We start from the raw sequence: 19,860 nt of genomic DNA on the forward strand, positions 1-19,860 counted from the left end.
CGCTGATGGAGACCCAAGATAGCTTCACCATCAGCAACGGCCGCGTCACGGCGACCATCAAGGCTGCTGGTGCCGAACTCTGCTCATTGAAGGATGCGCATGGGCATGAGGTGCTCTGGCAGGCCGGGGAGGAATGGCCTCGCCACGCGCCGCTGCTGTTTCCGATCGTCGGCAAGCTCAAGGACGACGTGCTGCGCCATCGCGGCCAGGTCTATGCAATGACCCAACACGGTTTTGCGCGCGACCAGCGCTTCAGCTGGACCGGGCAGGGATCTGCGTCCTGCTCGCTGTCACTGGCGGACAATGACGCCAGCCGGGCGAAATATCCGTTCGCGTTTCGGCTCGACGTCACCTATGTGATCGAAGGCGATGAACTGGTGATCGGTTATGCCGTGACCAACACTGGCGACGAGATGCTGCCGGCCTCGATCGGTGCGCATCCGGCATTTCACTGGCCGCTGAAGGATGGTGCCGACAAACGTGCGCATACGATCATCTTCTCTGATGCCGAACCTGCACCGATCCGACGCCTCAAAGACGGGCTGCTGCTGAAGGAGCCGGAGCCATCTCCGGTGCAGGGCGGCGCGCTGGCGCTGTCGGGATCGCTGTTCGTCAAGGATGCGATGATCTTCGATCAGCTCGCCAGCACGTCGCTGAGCTATAGCGCGCCTGGCGGACCGACGATCACCTTCGCCTGGGAAGGCTTCCGCGAACTTGGCATCTGGTCGAAACCATCCGGCGCCGCATTCCTCTGCATCGAGCCGTGGTACGGCTATGCCAGCCCGGTAGATTTCGACGGCGAGTTCGCCGACAAGCCGGGCGTGATGCACATCGCAGTGGGCGAGACGCGCGGCTTCACCCAACGCATCGGGTTCGCATAAGATAACTGTCGCCGCCCGTGATCCAGCAAACCGCTGCATCGAGGAGGTCTGTCATGGCGAGAACTGCGTCCTGTTCGTGCGGTCAGCTGTCCATCGTGCTCGAAGGCGAGCCGAGGGGCGTCGGTATATGCCACTGTTTCGCCTGCCAGCGCCGGACCGGCAGCGTCTTTGCCGCGCTCGCGGGCTTCGGGCCAAGTTACAATGTGAGCGGCATCGCGACCGAGTATGTGCGCACAGGGGATCAGGGGGCGCGCTTCCGATTCCGGTTCTGCCCCGTCTGCGGCACCAATCTCTTCCACACCGAAGAAGGATATGAAACGCGTTCCGTAGCTGTGGCGGTCGGCTGCTTTGCCGATCCGGATTTTCCGCCTCCGGAGATCTCCGTCTATCATTGCCGGCGGCATGCCTGGGTGTCCTTGCCGTTCGGCGTCAGCATTCACGACAAGGATCCTGCGTGATGACGGCACCGGACTGGCCCCGCGTATAGCGCTCCGGCACAGCAGCAGGCCCAACAAAAAAGCGGAGGCATCGCTGCCTCCGCTTTTCGCGTTTGGATGTGGTCTTGCTTAGCCCAGCCGGCCCGCTGCATGCGCGAGCAGGGTGTAGACCAGACCCGTTTCCGAGGTCAGATGGCTGCGCAGCGCTGCCGGGCCGCGTTCATCGCGGGCGACTTCGTCGAGCAGGCGTTCGAACTCGGTGATGTAGCGATCCACCGTACCCTTGAAGTTGCGGTCCGACCGATACTTGCGGGCGACTTCATCGAAAGCCTTCTGGCCGGCGGGCGTATAGAGCCGCTTGCTGAAGGCCTTGCTCTCGCCGCGCTGATAGCGATCCCACATTTCGGCAGCCAGTGTCCGATCCATCAGGCGGCCGATATCGAGCGAGAGCGACTCCAGCGGATTGGCCGAGGCTGCGGGCTGCTGCGGAGCCGGTGCGCGGCGCGGCGGCGTGCGATCTTCCTCGACGTGATCGGCGCGGCCGAGCAGATCCGACAGCCAGCCGTCACGGCCCTGGTCGGAGTTGGCCGGAGCGACCGACGGCGCTTCGGTGCGACGCGGGGCGGGGCCACCGATATCGGGCATCGGCAAGTTCGTCGCGCTACGTGCCGGCGGCTCCTCGCGGCGCGGGGCCGGACGCGGAGCCTCGTGGCGCGCTTCACTGCGGCTGCTGGCGATCGCCATCGCAGGCTCCTCGTCACGCTGCACGCTGGTGGTGCGGCTGGTCGAGACCACGTCGAGGCCGCGGCCATGACGGGCAACGATGCGGTTGAGCTCGGCGAGCGCCTCGATCTGGTCGACGATCACCTTGCGCATCTGCGCAGTGCTATCGGCGGCTTCCTGCGGCATGTCGAGAACGCCACGGCGCAGTTCGGTGCGGGTGCTCTCGAGCTCGTTGTGCATTTCGGCAGCCATCTGCTTCATGCTGGCGACCATCGACGAGAACTTGTCGGCCGACTGCTTGAACATGGCATCGGCTTCCTGCGTGCCCTGCTGGTAGATTTCGCTCATGGCCTGCGTTGTCGCGCGGCGTTCTTCTTCCGCTGCGGTGCGGACGGCTTCGAACTGCCGGCTGATCGCTGCCGAGCCCTGACCTGCGGTCTCCGCGACGACGCGGGCGATGTCGCGGGCGCGTTCTTCGGCGGCTGCCAGCGATTCATCGAGCAGGCCGGTGAAGCGGGTGAGGCGCTGATCGAGATCGGTGGTGCGCAGATCGATGGTGGTGACCAGCGATTCCAGCGCCGCCTTGCGTTCGCCGACCGACGACATCGTGGTGCGGTTGCTCTGTTCGACCAGAGCCGCGGCATCCACGAGGGCATGGCCATGGGTTTCGAACTGGCCCGAGAGTGAGCCGAGATCCTCCAAGGCCTTCGAGGTCTTGGAGGTGAACACGGTGAGCTGTTCTTCCAGCGTCTGGGTGGCCAGGCCGTTGCGCGACGTCACGTCGTTCATGGTGGACACGAAATCCGCCACGCGGGTGACCAGGGCGCGCTCCAGCGAGTTGAGGTTGTCGTGGGCGCCGGTGAGGACTTCCTGCAGCAGGATGTTGCCTTCACGCAGGCGTTCGAACAGCGCCACGGTATCGGTGCGCAGGATCTTGCTGGTTTCCTGCATCTCCGTGACCGCAGTGATCGAGACCTGACGCGACTGCTCGATGGCGGTGCGCGAGCTCTGCTCGAGATCCTTCAGCGACTTGTTGACCGCACCGGTAGCGAGTTCGCCAGCCGTGGTAATGGCGCGAGCCACGTCCGTGCTGTTGGTGACCATGGTCTGCGAGAAGGTCTGGCCGCGGCTCTCAATCGCCTTGAGCGCGTCGGCGGTGACGCGATCGATGTCGACCGTGAGCTGATTGGCCTTGGCGCCCAGGGCATCGACCAGCGAACCGCGCTTGGCGTCGACCATCTGCGACAGACGGTCGGTCTGCTGCTGCACATAGGTGACAATTTCGTCGGTCTTGCCGGTCATCGTGGTGCCGAAGCTGCCCGATGCGGCGAACACCGATCGCTCGATCTCCGACGAGGTGGTCTTGATCTTGGTGGTGATTTCGTTCGAGGCGGCGACCAGTGAGTTGTGCGCATTCTGCGCACTGGTCTGGATGTTGTCGGTCGTGTTGGCGGTGACGTTCGAGAGCGAACGCTCGATGTCGGCGGAGATCACCTTGATCTGGTTCGCGGCATCGGCCGACGAGGTCGCCAGCGAGGTCTGCACTTCGCGGGCGCTCGAGAGTATCGCAGCCGCCGTATCGGCGCCAACTGTGGTGAGCGTGCGCTGCACGTCGATAGAGAGTGACTTTACGTGGTTTGCCGCGTCCGACGATGCATTGACCAGGGTGCTCTGGGCTTCGCGGGCTCCGGCGACGATCGATTCCGCGGTAGCGGTGCCGGCGGTCGTGAGGCTGCGCTCCATGTCGGCCGCGAGGTTGCGGACGTGCTTCGATGCTTCGGTCGAGGCATCGATCAGTGAGGCCTGAACGTTGCGTGTGCTGGCCAGGATCGAGTCCGCGCTGGCAGTGCCGGCAGCGATCAGCGTGCGCTCCACATCGGCCGCAAGGGTGCGGACCTGCTGCGAGGCGTCGGTCGATGCGGTGACCAGCGTGCTCTGCGCGGCGCGGGCGCCGGACAGCACCGAGTCGGCCGTCGCCGTGCCGGCGGCAGTGAGCGTGCGTTCGATATCGGCCGAGAGCGACTGGATCTGGTTGGCAACTTCCGAAGAGGTGGCGACCAGGGTCGACTGGGCGTCGCGGGCACCCGAAAGCATCGAGGCAGCCGTGGCTGAGCCGGCCGCGGTGAGGGTGCGTTCGACATCGGCCGAGAGTGACTTCACCTGCAGCGAGGCTTCCGAAGACGCATTGACCAGCGTCGCCTGCGCATCGCGGGCGCTGTTGACGATGGCCGTGGCGGCAGTGGTGCCGACAGCGGTCAGCGAGTTCTCGATATCGGACGCCGTCAGCTTCAGCTGCGCGCCGACATCGGTCGAGACCGACACGAGGGATTCCTGCGCGGCGCGGGCGCCCGCCTGAATGGTCTCGCTGGTATTGACCATGAGATGCGTCAGCGAACGCTCTGCATCCTCGACATTGGTCTTGATGCCGATCGACAGTTCTTCGGCGCGGGCCATGAGCGAGTCGCTGGCCGTGCGGCCGGAGGTTTCGATACGGCCGGCAACGGCTTCGATGCGCGAACCGAGCAGTTCCTCGAACTGCTCGACGCGGCTTTCGATCCCGCCGGCAACAATGCCGATACGACCTTCCATGCCTTCGTGGATCGTCTGGAACCGCGCAGTGATGGTATCCGCAAACTGCGTGCTGCGGCTGTCGATGGCATCGGTGACGTTGTTGATGCGGCTGTCGATGGCCGTGATCGCCTGCGTCGTGCCTTCGGTGAGCGAGCTCGTGAAGTAGGAAAGGCGGTCGTCGATCGAGTGGATCGCCTGCACGGCGCCTTCCGTGAGTGCAGTGGTCAGGTGGGTCAGGCGGTCGTCGACCGAGCTGACTGCGAGGTTCGCGCCTTCGGTCAGGGCGGTGGTCAGATGCGTCAGGCGCGAATCGACCGACTGGACGGCCTGGTTGGCACCTTCCGAGAGCGTCGATGCGAGGTTTTCAAGACGCGTATCGATGGTCGCGGTGACCGACTGCGCCCGAGCGTCGAACGTTTCTTCAAGGCTCTTGAGACGTCCATCGACGGTCTCGTCGAACGACTTGATCCTGGTGTCGAGCGACGCATCGAGATTGACGACGCGGCCTTCGAATTTGGTCTCGAATTCTGCGAGGCGGGTGTCGAGCGACGACGTGATGCCGCCGACATTGGACGCAACGCGGGTGTCGAAATTATCGACGTAGGTCTTCAACGTTTCCGAGATGTCCTGCGTACGCTGACCCAGGCGATCGACGACTTCGCCGCCGAAGGTCTTCACGGTGCGGTCGAATTCCGAGATGTGCTTGGTGATCAGTGCGCCCAGCGTGCCGCTGTCGCGCGAGAAGCGCTCGGCCAGCTCGCTGCCCTGTTCCTTCACCAGTTCGTCGAAGGCGTTCATCTGCAGGCTGAGGGTGTCGTGCGCGGTTTCGGTCTGGCTCGCGACCTTGGCGACCAGTGCATTGACGGTGGCGTCGAGGGACTCGCCCGCCTTGTCGCCTGATGTGAGGATCTGGTTGGCCAGGCGGTTGCCGGCATCGTCGATCTTGCTGACGAGGTCGCCGCTGCGCAGCTCGAGCTCGAGCAGCAGGCTATCGCTGGAATTCTTCAGCGAATCGTGGACCTGCTCGGTGCGATCCGACACGCGATCGACAATCGTGGACGAACGCTGTTCGAATTCGCTGGTGATGCGGTCGATGCGCTCGTTGAGCATTTCGTGGACGCGGTCGGCGAGATCGACGAATTCGTCGTGCACGTGGCCGGTCTTGAAGTTGAGGCTCGTGGTCAGACGCTCGCTGGCGTCGAGCACCGCGCGGGTGGTCTCGGCACTGGCCTCTTCAAGGCGGTCGAGCAGGTCGCCGCCACGCTCGCCGAGCGCGAGGATCATGTTGTCGCCCGCATTGCCGAGTGCACGGGTAATGTGTTCGCCGCGCTCCTCGAGGGCGCCGGTGATGCTCTTGGCGACTTCGTCGACGCGCGATGCGATAGCGTCCGAAATCAGCGCGATGTCGTGGCGAAGATCGATCTGCACGCCCGAAATGGCGGAGCGAACCTGTTCGGCCTGACCGACCAGGTTGTCGCGCTGATGCGCGATGTCCTGCAGCAGCGCGCGGATGCGGACTTCGTTGTCAGAGTAAGCGCGCTCGAGCGCGGAAACTTCGTTGGCGACCAGGGTTTCGAGTTCGCCGGCACGCGCAATCGCGCGCTCGACGCCGTCGCCCATCGCAGCGACTTCGCGGCGGATCGCCTGGCCGACCGTGACCATCGAGTCGCTGGCGGTGCTTTCGGGCTCGGAGAAGCGGATCGCAACCTGTGCCATCGACTGGGCGATCAGGCGCATTTCCTGGCCGCGCCAGGCGAGGCTGGCGAGGAAGTAAAACAGCAGAATCGGGGCGAACAGCAGCGCGGCGAGACCAGCCAGCGCCAGCGTGCCGCCGGAGCCCTGACCGATCAGGGCCTGCAGCGACGGGAGGAACGCAACGGTCAGCAGGCCTGCGCCGACGATCCACAGGCCGGCGAACAGGGTGGCGAGCGTATAGACGTTGCGGGCGGGGCGGTTCTTCTGCAGCGCCTGCAGGATCTGGCCGATGGTTTCGCGGTCATCGTTCGCGGGACGGCGCGCGAAGCGTTGATCGTCCTGAGGCTCGAAGCTCGGGCGATCATTGGCGATGCGTGCGTCGAAGGCGTTGTCGTCGAGGTCGACGGGGGAAGATGGATTGGTGGGAGCGTTGTCGGCACGGATCGCGGGTTGATCGCGATCGACATGCGCGGGGTCACTGATGTTGAGTGCTTCCTGGATGGCAGAGAGCGCGACTTCGGTCGGATCCTTGGCCTTTTTGGTGTTGTTTGCCATGCTCGTTCCACGCCCCCTGATTACGCAACTGACACAGAAGTCCCCACGATTCGTTCCCGCCTGCAGCATGGCGATTAGCCATGTGCACCCCGCGGGACGAATTTCGGACTGCCGGTCGCTCGGCTTGTCCGCTACTTCCGCAAACATCCTATTGGCTTGGTCGAGCGAATGAAATGGTTCTGGTTAAGACATTCTTAATGATAGTTAACGGCTTCCCCCGGTAACTTCTTGTGGCGCCTCAAATAAACGGAATGGCCCTTCAATCGTGGCGAGTTTGCGTCAAAACTGCGTCAACCCCGCGGATTGTACCTCGAACGTTCCGTTAACCAATTCCGTGTTTGGCTGCAAAAAATCGCAGCCGGATCGTCCGGCTGGCGGGAATTTGGGCCATCATCAATGCCGCTTCACCTCGAACGGGTTCAATGGATGCCGTCACCGCCGCTGGTTCCCGACGACGGGCCGATCGATTTCCCCCACCTTCAACGTATGACTATGGGCGATAGCAGCCTGGAACGTGAAGTTCTGGCGATGTTCGCGGCCCAGTCGAGCGAGTTGATCGAGAAGATCGTCAAAATGCCGGCAGATGCGGCTGCGCTCACGCACAAGCTGAAGGGCTCGGCGCAGGCGGTCGGCGCGTTCCGCATCACGGAAGCCGCCGAGTGGCTGGAAAGTACGCTGCGCGACAGCAGCGATACCGCTGAGGCCCTGATGACGCTCACTGACGCCGTTCTCGAGGCACGGGCGGAGATCGACGTCCTTCTGAAGCGGTCCTGATCCCCAAGAGATCAGCTTTGATCCCCGAGGGATCGTTTTTGATCCCCAAGGGATCGTTTTTGCTCCCCCCAAGGGGGCATGCTTGATCCTCTTTTCCAGATGACGGTTTTGCTGCGGAGTGCTGGCGCGATCCGGATCGACCCGTTATAGGACAGCCCGTATCTTCCTTTCGGCAGCGCGAGCATCATGGCCAAGATAAACTTTGTCGATCACTCCGGTGAGACCCGCAGCATTGACGCCGAGATCGGCTCCACGGTGATGGAGGCGGCCATTCGCAATGCCATTCCGGGTATCGAAGCCGAATGTGGCGGCGCCTGCGCCTGTGCCACCTGCCACGTCTATGTCGACGAAGCCTGGCAGGAGCGCGTCGGTGCGCCGACGCCGATGGAAGAGGACATGCTGGACTTCGGTTACGACATCAAACCGAACTCCCGGCTGTCGTGCCAGATCAAGATCACCGATGCGCTCGATGGCCTTGTTGTGATCACGCCGGAACGCCAGGCCTGAGCTTTCCAAGCCCTGTTGTTTACTGCGCGTTCAAGCCGCGCAGTATCCACGGCTGAAACCGGTCGACGACGTCGGGCGGGATCGGCGTTGGTTGACGGCTGGTGAGGCCAACCATCACGGTTGTTGCGATCGCCGAGGCCATGCACTTGCCTTCCGAAAACACCACCTGCGAATAGGTCACCGAGGTCCGGCCGATCTTGGTGACGCCGAGCCCGAGTTCGATCTTGCCGGGCCAGTGCAATTCGGCGCGAAAGTGAATATCGAGCCGCGCCAGCACCCAGCTTTGGCCCGGCGCGATCAGCCCGCATGCAGGGTCCCGCATCAGCAACACGCGGCTGGTCTCGAAATAGCTGGAATACACCGCGTTGTTGACGTGGTTGTTCGGATCGAGATCCGCAAAGCGCACATTGTCCGACAGGCGATAGGGATAGTCGTCGAGGACGGGCGCCGGGGCGCGGGCAGGGGCGTTCACGAAGTTGATCTCCAGCAATGCTCGGCAGGTTTGCGTCTGTTACAGCGCAGTTGCACAGCCCAGGCAAGGGCGGGGCGCGTGCTGATTTCAGGCCGAGCCGCTGTGGCTTTCCCTGTGCGGCGCCGCTAGGCTGGACGCAATTGCCGGATGGCGCCGGGCTCTGCGATCTCGCAGGGCTGGTTCAACCGAGAAAAGCACTATGGGCGAAACGATCAAGACGGACGTGCTGATCATTGGCGCCGGCCCCTGCGGACTGTTCGCCGTTTTTGAACTTGGTCTGCTCGATATGAAGGTCCACCTCGTCGATATCTTGGACAAGATCGGTGGCCAGTGCGCCGAGCTCTATCCTGAAAAACCGATCTACGACATTCCTGCGATTCCGCTGGTCACCGGTCAGGGGCTGACCGAAGCACTGCTGGAGCAGATCAAGCCGTTCCATCCGACCTTTCATCTGAATGAAATGATCGAGACCATCGAGAAGATCGGCGATCCCTTGTTTCGTGTCACGACGGATGCCGGCCAGGTGTTCGAAACCAAGGTGGTGGTGATCTCCGCCGGCGGCGGCTCGTTCCAGCCGAAGCGTCCGCCGGTGCCGGGCATCGAGGCCTATGAAGGCACGTCGGTGTTCTACGCGGTGCGGAAGATGGAGCAATTCCGCGACAAGGATCTGCTGATTGTCGGCGGCGGCGATAGTGCGCTGGACTGGACGCTCAACCTGCATCCGGTCGCGCGGCGCGTCACGTTGCTGCATCGGCGCGATGATTTTCGTGCTGCGCCTCACAGTGTCGAGCAGATGCGCAAGCTCGTGGCAGCGGGTCAGATGGACCTGCAGATCGGTCAGGTCACAGCGCTCGAAGGCGAGGGAGGCCATCTCACCGGGGCCGTCATCAAGGGCAATGACAACGAAAGTGTCCGGATCGACTGCAATACGATCCTGCCGTTCTTCGGCCTGACCATGAAGCTCGGTCCGGTCGCCAACTGGGGCGTCACGCTGGAGAACAACCTCGTCCCGGTGGAGACGGCGTCGTTCGAGACCAATGTGCCCGGCATCTTCGCCATCGGAGATATCAATACATATCCCGGCAAGCTGAAGCTCATCCTGTGCGGCTTCCACGAGGGCGCGTTGATGGCGCAGAAAGCGTATCACTACGTCTATCCGGACAAGCGGCTCGTGTTTCAGTACACGACGTCCTCCTCAAGCCTGCAGAAGAAGCTTGGCGTTAACTAACTTCGGCTAGTTGTTGGAATCATCTTGTATGACGGAGATGCAAAGGCGGTTCGGATCGCCGGTAACCGCGTCGGGTTCGGTGGGGCAGCTTGTGGCAAAGCTGTGGCCGCTGACACAATCGGACATCCGGCGCGCGATCGGCAATCTTGCAAAAGCCATCAACCGCAGTCACTCTCTCGTCGCGGAAGATTGATAGTCTATGCAATCGGATCGAGTGCGGATGCTCGGCGGGTGCATGGACGACGAACTGCACGGGGAAGACGATGGCACAATTCCGATCCCGACGTCTGGCGCTCACAGTCGCTTCAGGTCTGGCCGCGTGCGCGATGTTCGCCGGCCCTCTCCACGCAGCTGAGCCGACTGCTGCCGGGCTCTGGCAGAAGGTTGAGAATAACAAGCCTGTCGTCTGGGTTCTGGTGGTTGACCATGGCGGCGGCGTATTCGAAGGTGCGATCGCCAAGACGTTTCCGAGCCCCGATGACAAGCCGGGCGACGACTTCTGCGGCAAGTGCGTCGATGATCGGAAGGGCCAGCCAGTGCTGGGCATCTCCTTCATCCGCAACATGCAGCAGCAGGGACTGAAATACGAGAACGGCAACATTCTCGATCCGCGCGATGGCAAGGTCTACAAGGCCAAGATGAGCGTCAGCGCCGATGGTCGGGCGCTCACCGTGCGCGGCTATTGGGGCATTGCGCTGCTCGGCAAGGACGAGACCTGGTACCGTCTGCCTGATACCGAAATGGCCTCGCTTGATCCGACGGTGATCGCGAAATATGTGCCGACGCTGGCTGCAGCCGCCGTCAAGCCGCCAACTGTCGGTAATGCCGCCGCGAAGGCCCCCGTCGCGCCGATGAAGAAGGCCAGCAACGTGACCCCGGGCAGCAACGTCGCGCGCTGATCGCCGCCAACTTGCTTGTGGCTCCTCCCACAAGCGAAGACTGTCCAACACCCCACATTCTGGAAGCCGACGCCATGACGCGTCGGCCATTTCGTTGCCAATTCAATCGTGGCGCGCCAGCTTCCAACGTTGCTTATCGGCTCTCTCCGGACGTCATTCATTTGAATACCGGATCATAGAAATATGATTCCACGTCTGTTCTTCGCGGCCCGTCGATCGATATCGTGCATCGATTTAATGACAATGGCTGCTGAAGGAGCCCATCACGATGATCGTTGCGCATTACGAGCATCGCTTGCCCGCCGACTATGATCTCGGCGTGATCCGCTCACGCGCACAGGAGCGTGGGCCGCTCTGGGATGCAAAGCCGGAGCTCTATTTCAAGGGATTTCTCTTGCGAGAGAGCGGGCGCTTCGATGCAACGACGTCTAGCTATTCCTCGCTTTATCTGTGGCGACACGACGAGGCGTTTCGCGATTTTCTCGTGAGCGGCGGTTACAAGATCGTCGTCGATATGTTCGGTCGGGCGCGGATCGAAACACGCGTTGCCCTCGATGCCCGGAAGGGGCGTGGCCGGAAAGCTCGCTTCGCCTATCGGCAAGACATCGCCATTCCGCCCGATGCCGATCTTGAAACAACGCTAAGAGGCGAGATCGAGCGCAACGCGGATCTCTCGGCGCGCGCCGGAATTGTTGCAGCCGTGATCGGATTGGATGCTGAAAAGTGGATATTCACCCGCGTCCTGCTCTCGGAGAATGAACGTACCGATGCTGGCGCTTGCTACCAGATCCTGCATCTGGCGCAGCCGCTGCTGGATCGCCTTCCATATGCTAGCTAGCTTGCGTGCGCGCGGTGTTCGCGGAACGCAGCCGCGAGGGTTCGCAGCGCTTGGCGAGACTGCATATCCGACAGTGTCGAGAGAAGTACGATTTCCGATGACGCCAGCGGCGGCAGGCCAAACTTCTGGCTGACTTCGATGGTGCCGGCCGGCGCAAGCCGGCAGGAGAAGACCGCGGTGGCAAGGCCCGCTGAGACTGCGTCCGACACGACTGAAGAGCCGCCACCGAGAAACACCTCCGTCCATGAGATGCCAGCCGCGTCGAGCGCACGAATGGCAACGTCGTGCACGCCACATAATGGTGTCAGCGCGGCCAGTCGCAATGCCTCGCCCGGTCGGTGCACGAAACCCGGTGCTGCGAACCAGCCGAAATGCTCCGGCGCAAGCACTTCGCCATCGCGGCGATCATCCTCGCGCCGGACGATGGCAGCATCGATTTCCCCGCGATCAAAGGCGTCCAGCAGGTTGCGTGAATTATCGAGGCGAACCTCGATCGTGAGCGTGGGGTCATGCGCGTTCAGGCGAGCCAGCAGCGTCGGAACCTCCGGCCCGGCCACATGGGCCGCAATGCCGAGTGCGAAACGGCGACGGGTCGCAGACAAAGCTGCGATAGCGCGATCATGCGCGGCCAGGAAGTCGCGCGCTGCATCGACGAACAATGCGCCTTGCGCCGAGAGGCGCACCAGTCGTGGCGTGCGCTCGATCAGCCTGTGGCCGAGGCGGTCTTCCAGCCGCTTCAGCTTCACGCTGATGGCGCCCTGCGTCGTGCCGAGCGCTTCCGCCGCCCGCGTGAAGCTTTGAAGATTGGCGATGGTCACGAATGCCTGCACCGCATCCACGTCCAGGGCGCTCATTTGAACTATCCAGATTTGTTGTCTCTGAAATATTCAATCATCCAATTCTGAAATGGTCAACCTCTGCCTATGTTGTGTTCATCGCAACGCAGACCGGGTGGACCTCGTCCTCTGTCGTTGGGCTTCACTGTGGCGCGTTATTATCCCGAAAGGCCCCCATGTTCTCCGAATCGACACGACAAAGCACATTGGCTTTGGCGGCTGCCTGCCTCACCTCCCTGATGTTTGGTCTGGAGATTTCCAGCATTCCCGCGGTCCTGCCGACACTGGAGCGGGTGCTTCATGCCGATTTCAAACAGCTCCAATGGGTCATGAATGCGTATACGATCGCGGTGACGACGGTGCTGATGGCCACCGGCACGCTCGCGGATCGCTATGGGCGCAAGCGCGTCTATCTGATTTCGATCGTCGCGTTCGCCGCTGCATCGCTGCTTTGCGGCCTGACCGAAAATATACTGGTGCTGATCGTTGCCAGATTTCTCCAGGGCATCAGTGGCGGGGCGATGCTGATCTGCCAGGTCGCGGTGCTATCCCATCAATTTCCGGAAGGGCGGCAACGCGCCGTTGCATTTGGCTGGTGGGGGATCATCTTTGGCATCGGTCTGGGCTTCGGCCCGATCATCGGTGGTGCGATCGTGGCTTTGTCGAGCTGGGAATGGACCTTCCTCATCCATGTCCCGCTTGCCGTAATCGCCCTGATCCTCGCTTGGAGCGGAGTTCGCGAGTCGCGCGATCCGGAGGCCAGCAGCCTCGATCTTGCAGGGATCATCACGCTCTCGCTCGCGGTCTTTTGCCTCGCATTCTTCATTACGCAAGGCCCGGATATCGGATTCAACAGCTGGACGGCATTTGCGGTCGTCGGCGTGTTCGTTGCAAGCCTGATCGGCTTTGTCTTCGCCGAGCGTCTCAGCCCGAGGCCGATGTTCGACTTCACCGTCTTCCGGATCCGTAATTTTTCCGGCGCGCTGGTCGGCTCGATGGCCATGAACTTCAGCTTCTGGCCGTTCATGATCTATCTGCCGATCTATTTCCAGGCTGGGTTGGGTTATGGCAGCGTCGGCGCGGGACTGTCGCTTCTGGCCTATACGTTGCCGACGCTGGTCGTGCCGCCGGTGGCCGAACGGCTCGTGCTACGTTTCCATCCGGGTCTGATCATCCCGCTCGGCCTGTTCATGATCGGAACAGGGTTCTTCGCCATGAAGATCGGTAGCTCGGTCGCGCATGCGAGCTGGCTGACGATGCTGCCGGGATGCGTCCTTGCCGGCATCGGATTGGGTCTGACCAACACGCCCGTGACCAATACGACGACCGGATCGGTGCCGCAGGAACGCGCCGGCATGGCGTCCGGCATTGACATGAGTGCCCGCATGATTGCGCTTGCCATCAACATCGCGCTCATGGGCCTCATTCTCGTCGAGGGGGTACGCGCGTCTTTGAAGTTCGCGCTGCCGAGCGGTACCAGTGTCGAGCTATTACGCTTGCTGGCAGAAAGCGTTGCCGCCGGCACGGCGCTCGCGTCTGAATACAATCTCGGCGGAGCCGTCATTCAAGACGCCCTGACCCAAGGGTTCGGCTGGGTCCTGCTTTATGGCGGAATGAGCGTGTGGATTCTCGCGGGCATCAGCTTTGTCGTCTTCGGCCATGGACTGCCGAGACGTGCGCCACACGGTCAAAGCTGTGTCGAGGGCGACGGTCGGGCGTAGTCCGGGCCGCCGAGGTCATCGCTTCTGCCGGGACCTCGATGGATAGTTGAACTCATCGTCCTATCGCGCGGCCGGCTGGAGTACCATCGGTGCCAGCGGCTCGTTCGTCACGTCAGCTTCAGCTCCCAATCGCAATACGCTCGCAGCGGCCGGCACGACGGCATCGGCCATCGCGGCGTGGCCTTCGCCGGTGGGATGGATCGCGCCGCCATAGACGGCCGAGAGAATACCCCAGGTCGCATCGTGGATATCGGCCGGCTGGATCGCCGCCGAATAGCCCTGCGGATAGGTCATCGCCGCGAAGTAGCTGTCATTGGCGTCGCGGATCCAGCGGCCACGCGGCAAATAGGGGCGGAATTCGCTGGCGCCGCGACCGCACACCATTGGCTGCGCCGCCGCTTCGACGAGACTGCTCTCGAAGCTGTCGCCCTTGGGCGAGAAGCATGCGCGATCGAATTCGGGATCGGATGCGGAGCGTGCGCAGAAGCCGTGATTGGTGAAACTCGCCTGATGTTGATCGACGAAGGTCATGCGGTCGGCTTCGGGATTGCGGCACAGTACGCCGCCCTGGCACAGCGCGATGGACTTCAGTTGCGGCAGGAATTCGGACTCGACGAAATTCGCGACATTGGCCAGCCGCTGCGGATCGGCTGAGAATGACGGATGCACGTCGAAGCCGGCTGGGCCGCCGGGGCAGGGTGCGCCATTGGCGAAAGTCGGGTTGGCGTAAGCGGCAAACACCACGCGCGACATGTCTCCGCCGAGCAGTGGCTTCAGGGCTTCCCGCACCTTGCCAAAGCTGGAGGGCAGTTCGCGCACCAGCGCGCTGCGGGAGTCCTCGACCGAGCCAAGAATGCCGCCGCGCTTGAACAGCGCACGTTCGGTGGCGTTCTCGACGATGACGTCGGCAACGAGCCCGGAGAAGTTGATGTCGTTGGCGCCGATCGACAGCAGCACGAGATCTAGTCGGCGTGCCGGCTGACGGCGCTTGGCGGCAGTGATGGCTTCGCGCAGTTCGGCGATCTGCGCGTTGACGCTGCCCGCACAGGTGCTCGCATTCTTTGTGGTGAGGCACTCACGCGCGCGCTGTCCACCCAGCAATCCGTCGGCGATGGTCGCGCCTGAACAGGCCAGCGGCAGATAGGTGACGGCGATGTGTGGATACTGCACGGCGAGCGCCAGTGCGGCGCGGGTCTGGTAGCTATAGAGCGAGCGGTGGCACGCAGCGTTGAGCCATTGGGCACCCGCGCGCTGCCAAGCCTGCAGCGACTCATAGGAGTCGCAGGAGCGTCCGCCTTTGAAGCCGGCGCGGCTTGGCCGGTAGAACTGCCCGCTGGGGCCGCCGAGATAAGAGCGGAAGCAGAAGCCGTCATCGGACAGCGCGACCGGACGATCCGGATTGCCCTCACCGGAGGCGATGGAATCGCCGAGGCCGGCAATCAGGATGTCACGGACGGCGATATCGGCGGTGACGCGGACAGGCGCTTCGGCGCCGCTGGTGACCTCCACAGTCGCGACCGTGCGGCGACCATAGATGGCGCGGAAATTGATCGGTTCGGCGCAATCGAGAGTGGATTGCCGCGGGCCTTCGCCGTCATCGAAGGTCCAGGCGCAGATCGCACCGACCGGCACTTCGCCGGTGAGGCGGACGGTGATCGGATGTTCGGTCGGCGTCAGGTAGCTTTCCTTGACGGTGTCACGGGTGCAAGGTTCGCTGACCTTTCCGGCCAGATCGATGCACAGCCGGTTGACGGTGTTGCGCGCCCAGCCGCGGCCATCGCTCTGCACGCCTAAAGCCTGTTCGGCACCCAACACGCTGCGGTTGCGCATGGCGTCGACATGGAGCTGAAAGTCACGCTCTTCGCGGAACAGCCGGAAGCGGTTGCGCACTTCCCAGGAGATCTGGATCGAACTGTTGGCCACGCCTTGGGCCGCGGCAGGTGCGACCGGCAGTGCGCCCAGCATGCCGAGCAGCACGGCGAGGTTGATCAATGAACGTCTGAAATAAATGGGGGCCATGGGGGTGTTGAACGTCACGTATGGGGCGGAAGTAAGAAATCGATTGGCCGGACGCTCGATGTGGCGCGTCCGCTGCTGATTCAACCCTGTGACTGACGCTTCAATGGCTGCTCATGCACCACGACCGGGGCAGGCTCGGTCTCGCGACGTTCATTGCGGTCATCCAGGCGGCGCCTGTGCCACGGCTGGATGACACTGAGCCAGATTTCGCGGCTGCCCATGATACAGATCGAGATGGCGAACGGGATCATGAAATACAGGATCCGGAACATCACCACTGTGGCAACCAGCTCCTCCTGGCGGAACTGCGGTAGCGCCACCAGCAAAGCGGCGTCGAACACGCCAAGGCTGCCCGGGGCATGGCTGGCGAAGCCCAGCAGGGTGGCGAGGATGAACACCACGGCCAACGAGACGAAATCGATAGTGGGCTGATCTGGCATCAGCAGATACATGGCCAGCGCGCAGAAACCGAGATCGACAACGCCGATGACGATCTGCAGCAGCGTCAACTGGGCGGAGGGCAGGACGACCTTCCAGCCGTTCTGACCGAGCTCGCGGCGTTGCTTGCCGACCGACAGCCAGACCAGATAGCCGATGATGCCGGCCAGACAGCCGAACCCGATCAGCCGATTGATGGCATTGGGAAGGAGATCGATGGCCGAGGCGGCCTGCGGATGCCAGACCATGCCGATGCCCAGCACGAACAGATTGCCGAGCCAGAAGGTCAGTCCGGAGATGAAGCAGATCTTGGCGACGTCAATGGCATTCAATCCGTAGTCCGAATAGATACGGAAGCGGATGGCGCCGCCAGTGAACACGGTGGCCCCGATGTTGTGGCCGATGGTGTAGCTGGTGAAGCCCGACAGCGCCGCGATCCGATACGGCACGTGTTTCTTGCCGATCGTTCTGAGCGCGAAGTAATCGTAGAAGGTGAGGGTGCAGAAGGCGCCGATCACGCACAGCGTCGCCATGGCGATTTGCATCGTCGATTTTGCGGCCATCGCCGCCAGGATCTTGGCGGTATCAAGGCCCTTCAGCGTATGTACCAGATGCGAGATGGCGAGGGCGATGACGATCAGGCTTGCAACAACACCCAGCCGTTTCCAGCCGACGTGTTGCTTGAAGCCGCGCCCGAGCGCGGTCAGCAATCGTTGCATTCGTCCTCCCGGCGGAGCGCGAACAGGTGGAAAGCCGATCGGGGTAACAGGCGGCAAGCGGCGACCAATTCACTCATACGCGAAGTTCACTCATCAAGCCCAAACCCTTACGGCAAAAACGTTCCGTTGTGCAGTCCTTGACAGCGCCAGCGTTAATGCCGCGCCGCAAGGTCGCCACATACCCGCGCCGGCTGCAAAACCCTGACCCTGCACGACAATCATACAGCCAATTCCGAGCCATTCGTCCCGCATTTCATATAGGCGGGCAAGTCGAATGTTCCATGCGGCAAATCAAGACGTTCCCGGAACACGTCCCAATATCGATGGTTACCGGCCTATCGCAACCGAGCGGGACAATGCGCCGCAGCGGCCACCCCGTTCCAGAACACCGGGATTGAAACGATGGGATTGTTCACCAAGGACATAAAGACGATGGATGACCTGTTTGTGCACCAGCTACAGGACATTTATTACGCGGAGAAGCAGCTTCTCAAGGCGCTGCCGAAGATGGCTGACAAGGCAACCGAACCGCTGTTGAAACAGGGCTTCATGACGCATTTGCAAGAAACTGAAGTGCATGTGCAGCGGCTTGAGCAGGTCTTCGCCATGCACGGCGCCGAGGTGAAGGCGGTTACCTGCCCGGCGATCGACGGTATCATCATGGAAGCCGACGAGACCGCCGGGGAAGTCGAGGACAAGAAGGTACTCGACGCCGCTCTGATCAATGCGGCTCAGGCAGCGGAGCACTACGAGATCGTTCGTTACGGCAGCCTGATCGCCTGGGCGCGCCAGCTTGGCCGCAACGATTGCGCGGCCGTGCTGCAGAAGACGCTCGACGAGGAAAAGACCACCGACAAGAAGCTGACCTCGCTGGCCGAAGGCAAGGTCAATATGCGCGCCGCAAGCTGATCGCGGTACTAGCGATCACACGGCATAAATGTCGCGCGGGCGAAAGCCTGCGCGATTTTCTTTGGAGCTTGGCCTAAGCCTTTCGCAGCGCGAAATGGGCGCCGCAGAACGCCATGACGCCGCCGAGGCCGAGGGCGGCAAGACTGGCCAGAACACCTGATGCCGTCGGTATTGCGTTGGGCGCCGAGGCCGCCTGACCGGCGCCGGCCAGAAACAGCACGCCAATGGTAATCAAAAACTGCCGCATGCGCTGCGGGATGCGGCCGGATGCTGCGCTGTGCAGCAGGTTCGCGGTCACATAACCGCCGACAAACGCCATCGCCGCAATCAGCCACCAGGCGAAGGCCGATCCGATCGGCATGAAATTGTCGGGATCGTTGCGCCAGAGACCACCGAGGTCGAGGCCGAAACGCTGGCCGAGCATGTGTACGGCCAGCGCCAGCAGCAATCCTGAAATCATCGCGCCGGCCAGAATCAGGCGGCGCGGAAAAGTGGTCGTCTCGGCCATGGCAAGCTTGTAAGGGACATGCAGGCGATCGCGCAAGCAAGCGAGGTCGAACAGCGCAGGGGACATTCTGTTTGCTCAAGACCCTCTTCAGGCGCAGGGACGCGTCGTCTGCCGCAGAAGCGGCAGCGCCGGGGCACACCTATGCCTACAAGGCCTCCCTGATTGGCGCCGCGCATCGCTACGAATTGACCGACGCGGGTCTGCTATGGCGCACCGGCCGTCGCTCTGGAGTCTGGGCCTACACGGATGTCGCGGCGATCCGGCTGTCCTATCGGCCGATGGGTATGCAGCACCGCCGCTTTCGCGCCGATATCGATCATGCCGACGGTCGTCACATCACGATCTTCTCGACGTCGAAACAAACCGTCGCGCTGATGGAGCCGCAGTCGGGCTACAGCGCGTTTATCCTGGAGCTACATCGACGCCTCGCTGCGGCAGGTAGTCTAGCCAAGCTGAGCTCCGGCCTGCGACCAGGCATCTACACAATGATTGTCGTGGCACTGGCTTTTGTCGGTCTCGCAATGACAGTGCTGCTCCTGCGTGCGCTGCTCACCGGCGAGTTTGCCGGCGTGGTCTTCATCATTGGCTTCTCAGTATTCTTCGGCTGGCACATCAGCGGTTTCATCCGCCGCAACAAGCCGCGCAACTACACATTCAGCAGTGTGCCGGCCGAGTTGTTGCCGTAGTCACGGTCGCACAACCAGCACCGAGCATTTCGCATAGCGCACCACATGGCCGGCATTGGAGCCTAGAAAGTAAGTGCGCATCGCCGGGCGGTGCGAGGTCATCACAATGAGATCGGCCTTGATCGCCGAGGCCTCTTCGAGAATTTCGTGATAGATGCCGCCCTGTCGCACCACGCTGGAGACGCGGGTACTGTCGATGCCGGAATCGCGGGCCACCGCCGCAAGAGCGGCCTGCGACGATTCCAGTTGCTGAGTATCGAAATCCGCCGGGACATATTCGGCCAGCATCACCGGCGTCATCGGCATTATGTTGAGCAGCCGGACGGTGGCACCGAAGGTTTGCGACAGCGTCGCGGCCTGGGCGATCGCGGGTTTCGCCACGTCGGTTTCGGCCAGATCAATCGGGACCAGAATGGATTTGTACATGCGCACCTCCATCGTCGT

The 19,860-nt window shown here is 62.4% G+C and carries 18 protein-coding genes; 11 read left to right on the forward strand and 7 right to left on the reverse strand.

The genetic code is table 11. The annotated features are described in order from the left end of the window. Positions 1-5: 5 nt before the first annotated feature. Both AB8A38_RS27990 and AB8A38_RS27995 read left to right on the forward strand, forming a co-directional pair. Positions 6-881: an aldose 1-epimerase family protein gene (locus AB8A38_RS27990; RefSeq protein ID WP_439088135.1), complete on the forward strand. Its 876-nt coding sequence runs from the start codon at positions 6-8 to the stop codon at positions 879-881. A 53-nt stretch (positions 882-934) separates the two neighbouring features. After that, positions 935-1,339: a GFA family protein gene (locus AB8A38_RS27995; protein ID WP_439088136.1), complete on the forward strand. Its 405-nt coding sequence runs from the start codon at positions 935-937 to the stop codon at positions 1,337-1,339. A 108-nt stretch (positions 1,340-1,447) separates the two neighbouring features. Here AB8A38_RS27995 and AB8A38_RS28000 read toward each other — a convergent pair whose 3' ends face one another. After that, positions 1,448-6,862, reverse strand: a complete 5,415-nt coding sequence (locus AB8A38_RS28000) for a hypothetical protein (protein ID WP_439088137.1) — start codon at positions 6,860-6,862, stop codon at positions 1,448-1,450. Positions 6,863-7,258: 396 nt separating this feature from the next. On the opposite strand from AB8A38_RS28000, the gene AB8A38_RS28005 reads away from it, so the two are divergent. Both AB8A38_RS28005 and AB8A38_RS28010 read left to right on the forward strand, forming a co-directional pair. Continuing rightward, positions 7,259-7,636 (forward strand): Hpt domain-containing protein, encoded by a 378-nt coding sequence (locus tag AB8A38_RS28005; RefSeq protein ID WP_439088138.1) that lies wholly within the window; start codon positions 7,259-7,261, stop codon positions 7,634-7,636. Positions 7,637-7,822: 186 nt separating this feature from the next. Further along, on the forward strand, positions 7,823-8,143 hold the full coding sequence (locus AB8A38_RS28010) for a 2Fe-2S iron-sulfur cluster-binding protein (protein WP_089265206.1): 321 nt from the start codon (positions 7,823-7,825) through the stop codon (positions 8,141-8,143). 19 nt (positions 8,144-8,162) lie between these two features. Here the strand turns inward: AB8A38_RS28010 and AB8A38_RS28015 are convergent, their stop codons facing one another. Then, entirely contained in the window at positions 8,163-8,615 is a 453-nt protein-coding gene (locus AB8A38_RS28015; protein WP_439088139.1) for an acyl-CoA thioesterase, read from the reverse strand. A 199-nt stretch (positions 8,616-8,814) separates the two neighbouring features. Here AB8A38_RS28015 and AB8A38_RS28020 point away from each other — a divergent pair, with 199 nt between their 5' ends. The 4 genes from AB8A38_RS28020 to AB8A38_RS28035 all read left to right on the forward strand — a co-directional run bounded on the left by AB8A38_RS28020 (position 8,815) and on the right by AB8A38_RS28035 (position 11,580). Then, entirely contained in the window at positions 8,815-9,843 is a 1,029-nt protein-coding gene (locus AB8A38_RS28020; protein ID WP_439088140.1) for an NAD(P)/FAD-dependent oxidoreductase, read from the forward strand. 28 nt (positions 9,844-9,871) lie between these two features. Beyond that, positions 9,872-10,036: a hypothetical protein gene (locus AB8A38_RS28025; protein ID WP_175366574.1), complete on the forward strand. Its 165-nt coding sequence runs from the start codon at positions 9,872-9,874 to the stop codon at positions 10,034-10,036. A gap of 70 nt (positions 10,037-10,106) precedes the next feature. After that, positions 10,107-10,742 carry a DUF2147 domain-containing protein gene (locus AB8A38_RS28030; RefSeq protein ID WP_315843086.1) on the forward strand — a complete coding sequence of 212 codons (636 nt, stop codon included), beginning with the start codon at positions 10,107-10,109 and terminating at the stop codon, positions 10,740-10,742. 268 nt (positions 10,743-11,010) lie between these two features. Next, entirely contained in the window at positions 11,011-11,580 is a 570-nt protein-coding gene (locus tag AB8A38_RS28035; protein WP_315843085.1) for a DUF4865 family protein, read from the forward strand. On the opposite strand, the gene AB8A38_RS28040 is transcribed toward AB8A38_RS28035, so the two are convergent. Beyond that, the gene (locus AB8A38_RS28040; RefSeq protein ID WP_439088141.1) at positions 11,577-12,434 is read right to left on the reverse strand and encodes a LysR family transcriptional regulator; all 858 of its coding nucleotides are present in this window, start codon (positions 12,432-12,434) and stop codon (positions 11,577-11,579) included. The two genes, AB8A38_RS28035 and AB8A38_RS28040, sit on opposite strands and share 4 nt — an antisense overlap. 158 nt (positions 12,435-12,592) lie before the next feature. Between AB8A38_RS28040 and AB8A38_RS28045 the strand changes: the two genes are divergently transcribed. Next, positions 12,593-14,137, forward strand: a complete 1,545-nt coding sequence (locus AB8A38_RS28045) for an MFS transporter (RefSeq protein WP_439088621.1) — start codon at positions 12,593-12,595, stop codon at positions 14,135-14,137. A gap of 60 nt (positions 14,138-14,197) precedes the next feature. Here AB8A38_RS28045 and AB8A38_RS28050 read toward each other — a convergent pair whose 3' ends face one another. Together AB8A38_RS28050 and AB8A38_RS28055 are read right to left on the reverse strand one after the other, a co-directional pair. Beyond that, positions 14,198-16,102, reverse strand: coding sequence for a hypothetical protein (locus tag AB8A38_RS28050; protein ID WP_439088622.1), 1,905 nt, complete (start codon positions 16,100-16,102; stop codon positions 14,198-14,200). Positions 16,103-16,236: 134 nt separating this feature from the next. Further along, on the reverse strand, positions 16,237-17,313 hold the full coding sequence (locus AB8A38_RS28055) for a lysylphosphatidylglycerol synthase transmembrane domain-containing protein (protein ID WP_439088142.1): 1,077 nt from the start codon (positions 17,311-17,313) through the stop codon (positions 16,237-16,239). A gap of 402 nt (positions 17,314-17,715) precedes the next feature. Between AB8A38_RS28055 and AB8A38_RS28060 the strand changes: the two genes are divergently transcribed. Then, the gene (locus AB8A38_RS28060; protein ID WP_315843080.1) at positions 17,716-18,222 is read left to right on the forward strand and encodes a YciE/YciF ferroxidase family protein; all 507 of its coding nucleotides are present in this window, start codon (positions 17,716-17,718) and stop codon (positions 18,220-18,222) included. Positions 18,223-18,295: 73 nt separating this feature from the next. Here AB8A38_RS28060 and AB8A38_RS28065 read toward each other — a convergent pair whose 3' ends face one another. Continuing rightward, positions 18,296-18,730 carry a hypothetical protein gene (locus AB8A38_RS28065; RefSeq protein WP_089265199.1) on the reverse strand — a complete coding sequence of 145 codons (435 nt, stop codon included), beginning with the start codon at positions 18,728-18,730 and terminating at the stop codon, positions 18,296-18,298. Positions 18,731-18,801: 71 nt separating this feature from the next. Between AB8A38_RS28065 and AB8A38_RS28070 the strand changes: the two genes are divergently transcribed. Then, the gene (locus tag AB8A38_RS28070) at positions 18,802-19,416 is read left to right on the forward strand and encodes a hypothetical protein (protein WP_439088144.1); all 615 of its coding nucleotides are present in this window, start codon (positions 18,802-18,804) and stop codon (positions 19,414-19,416) included. Here the strand turns inward: AB8A38_RS28070 and AB8A38_RS28075 are convergent, their stop codons facing one another. Further along, entirely contained in the window at positions 19,417-19,842 is a 426-nt protein-coding gene (locus AB8A38_RS28075; protein ID WP_315843078.1) for a universal stress protein, read from the reverse strand. Between the last annotated feature and the right edge of the window lie 18 nt (positions 19,843-19,860).

Origin of the sequence: Tardiphaga sp. 839_C3_N1_4 (genome assembly GCF_051811045.1) — a bacterium.
GTDB lineage: Bacteria > Pseudomonadota > Alphaproteobacteria > Rhizobiales > Xanthobacteraceae > Tardiphaga.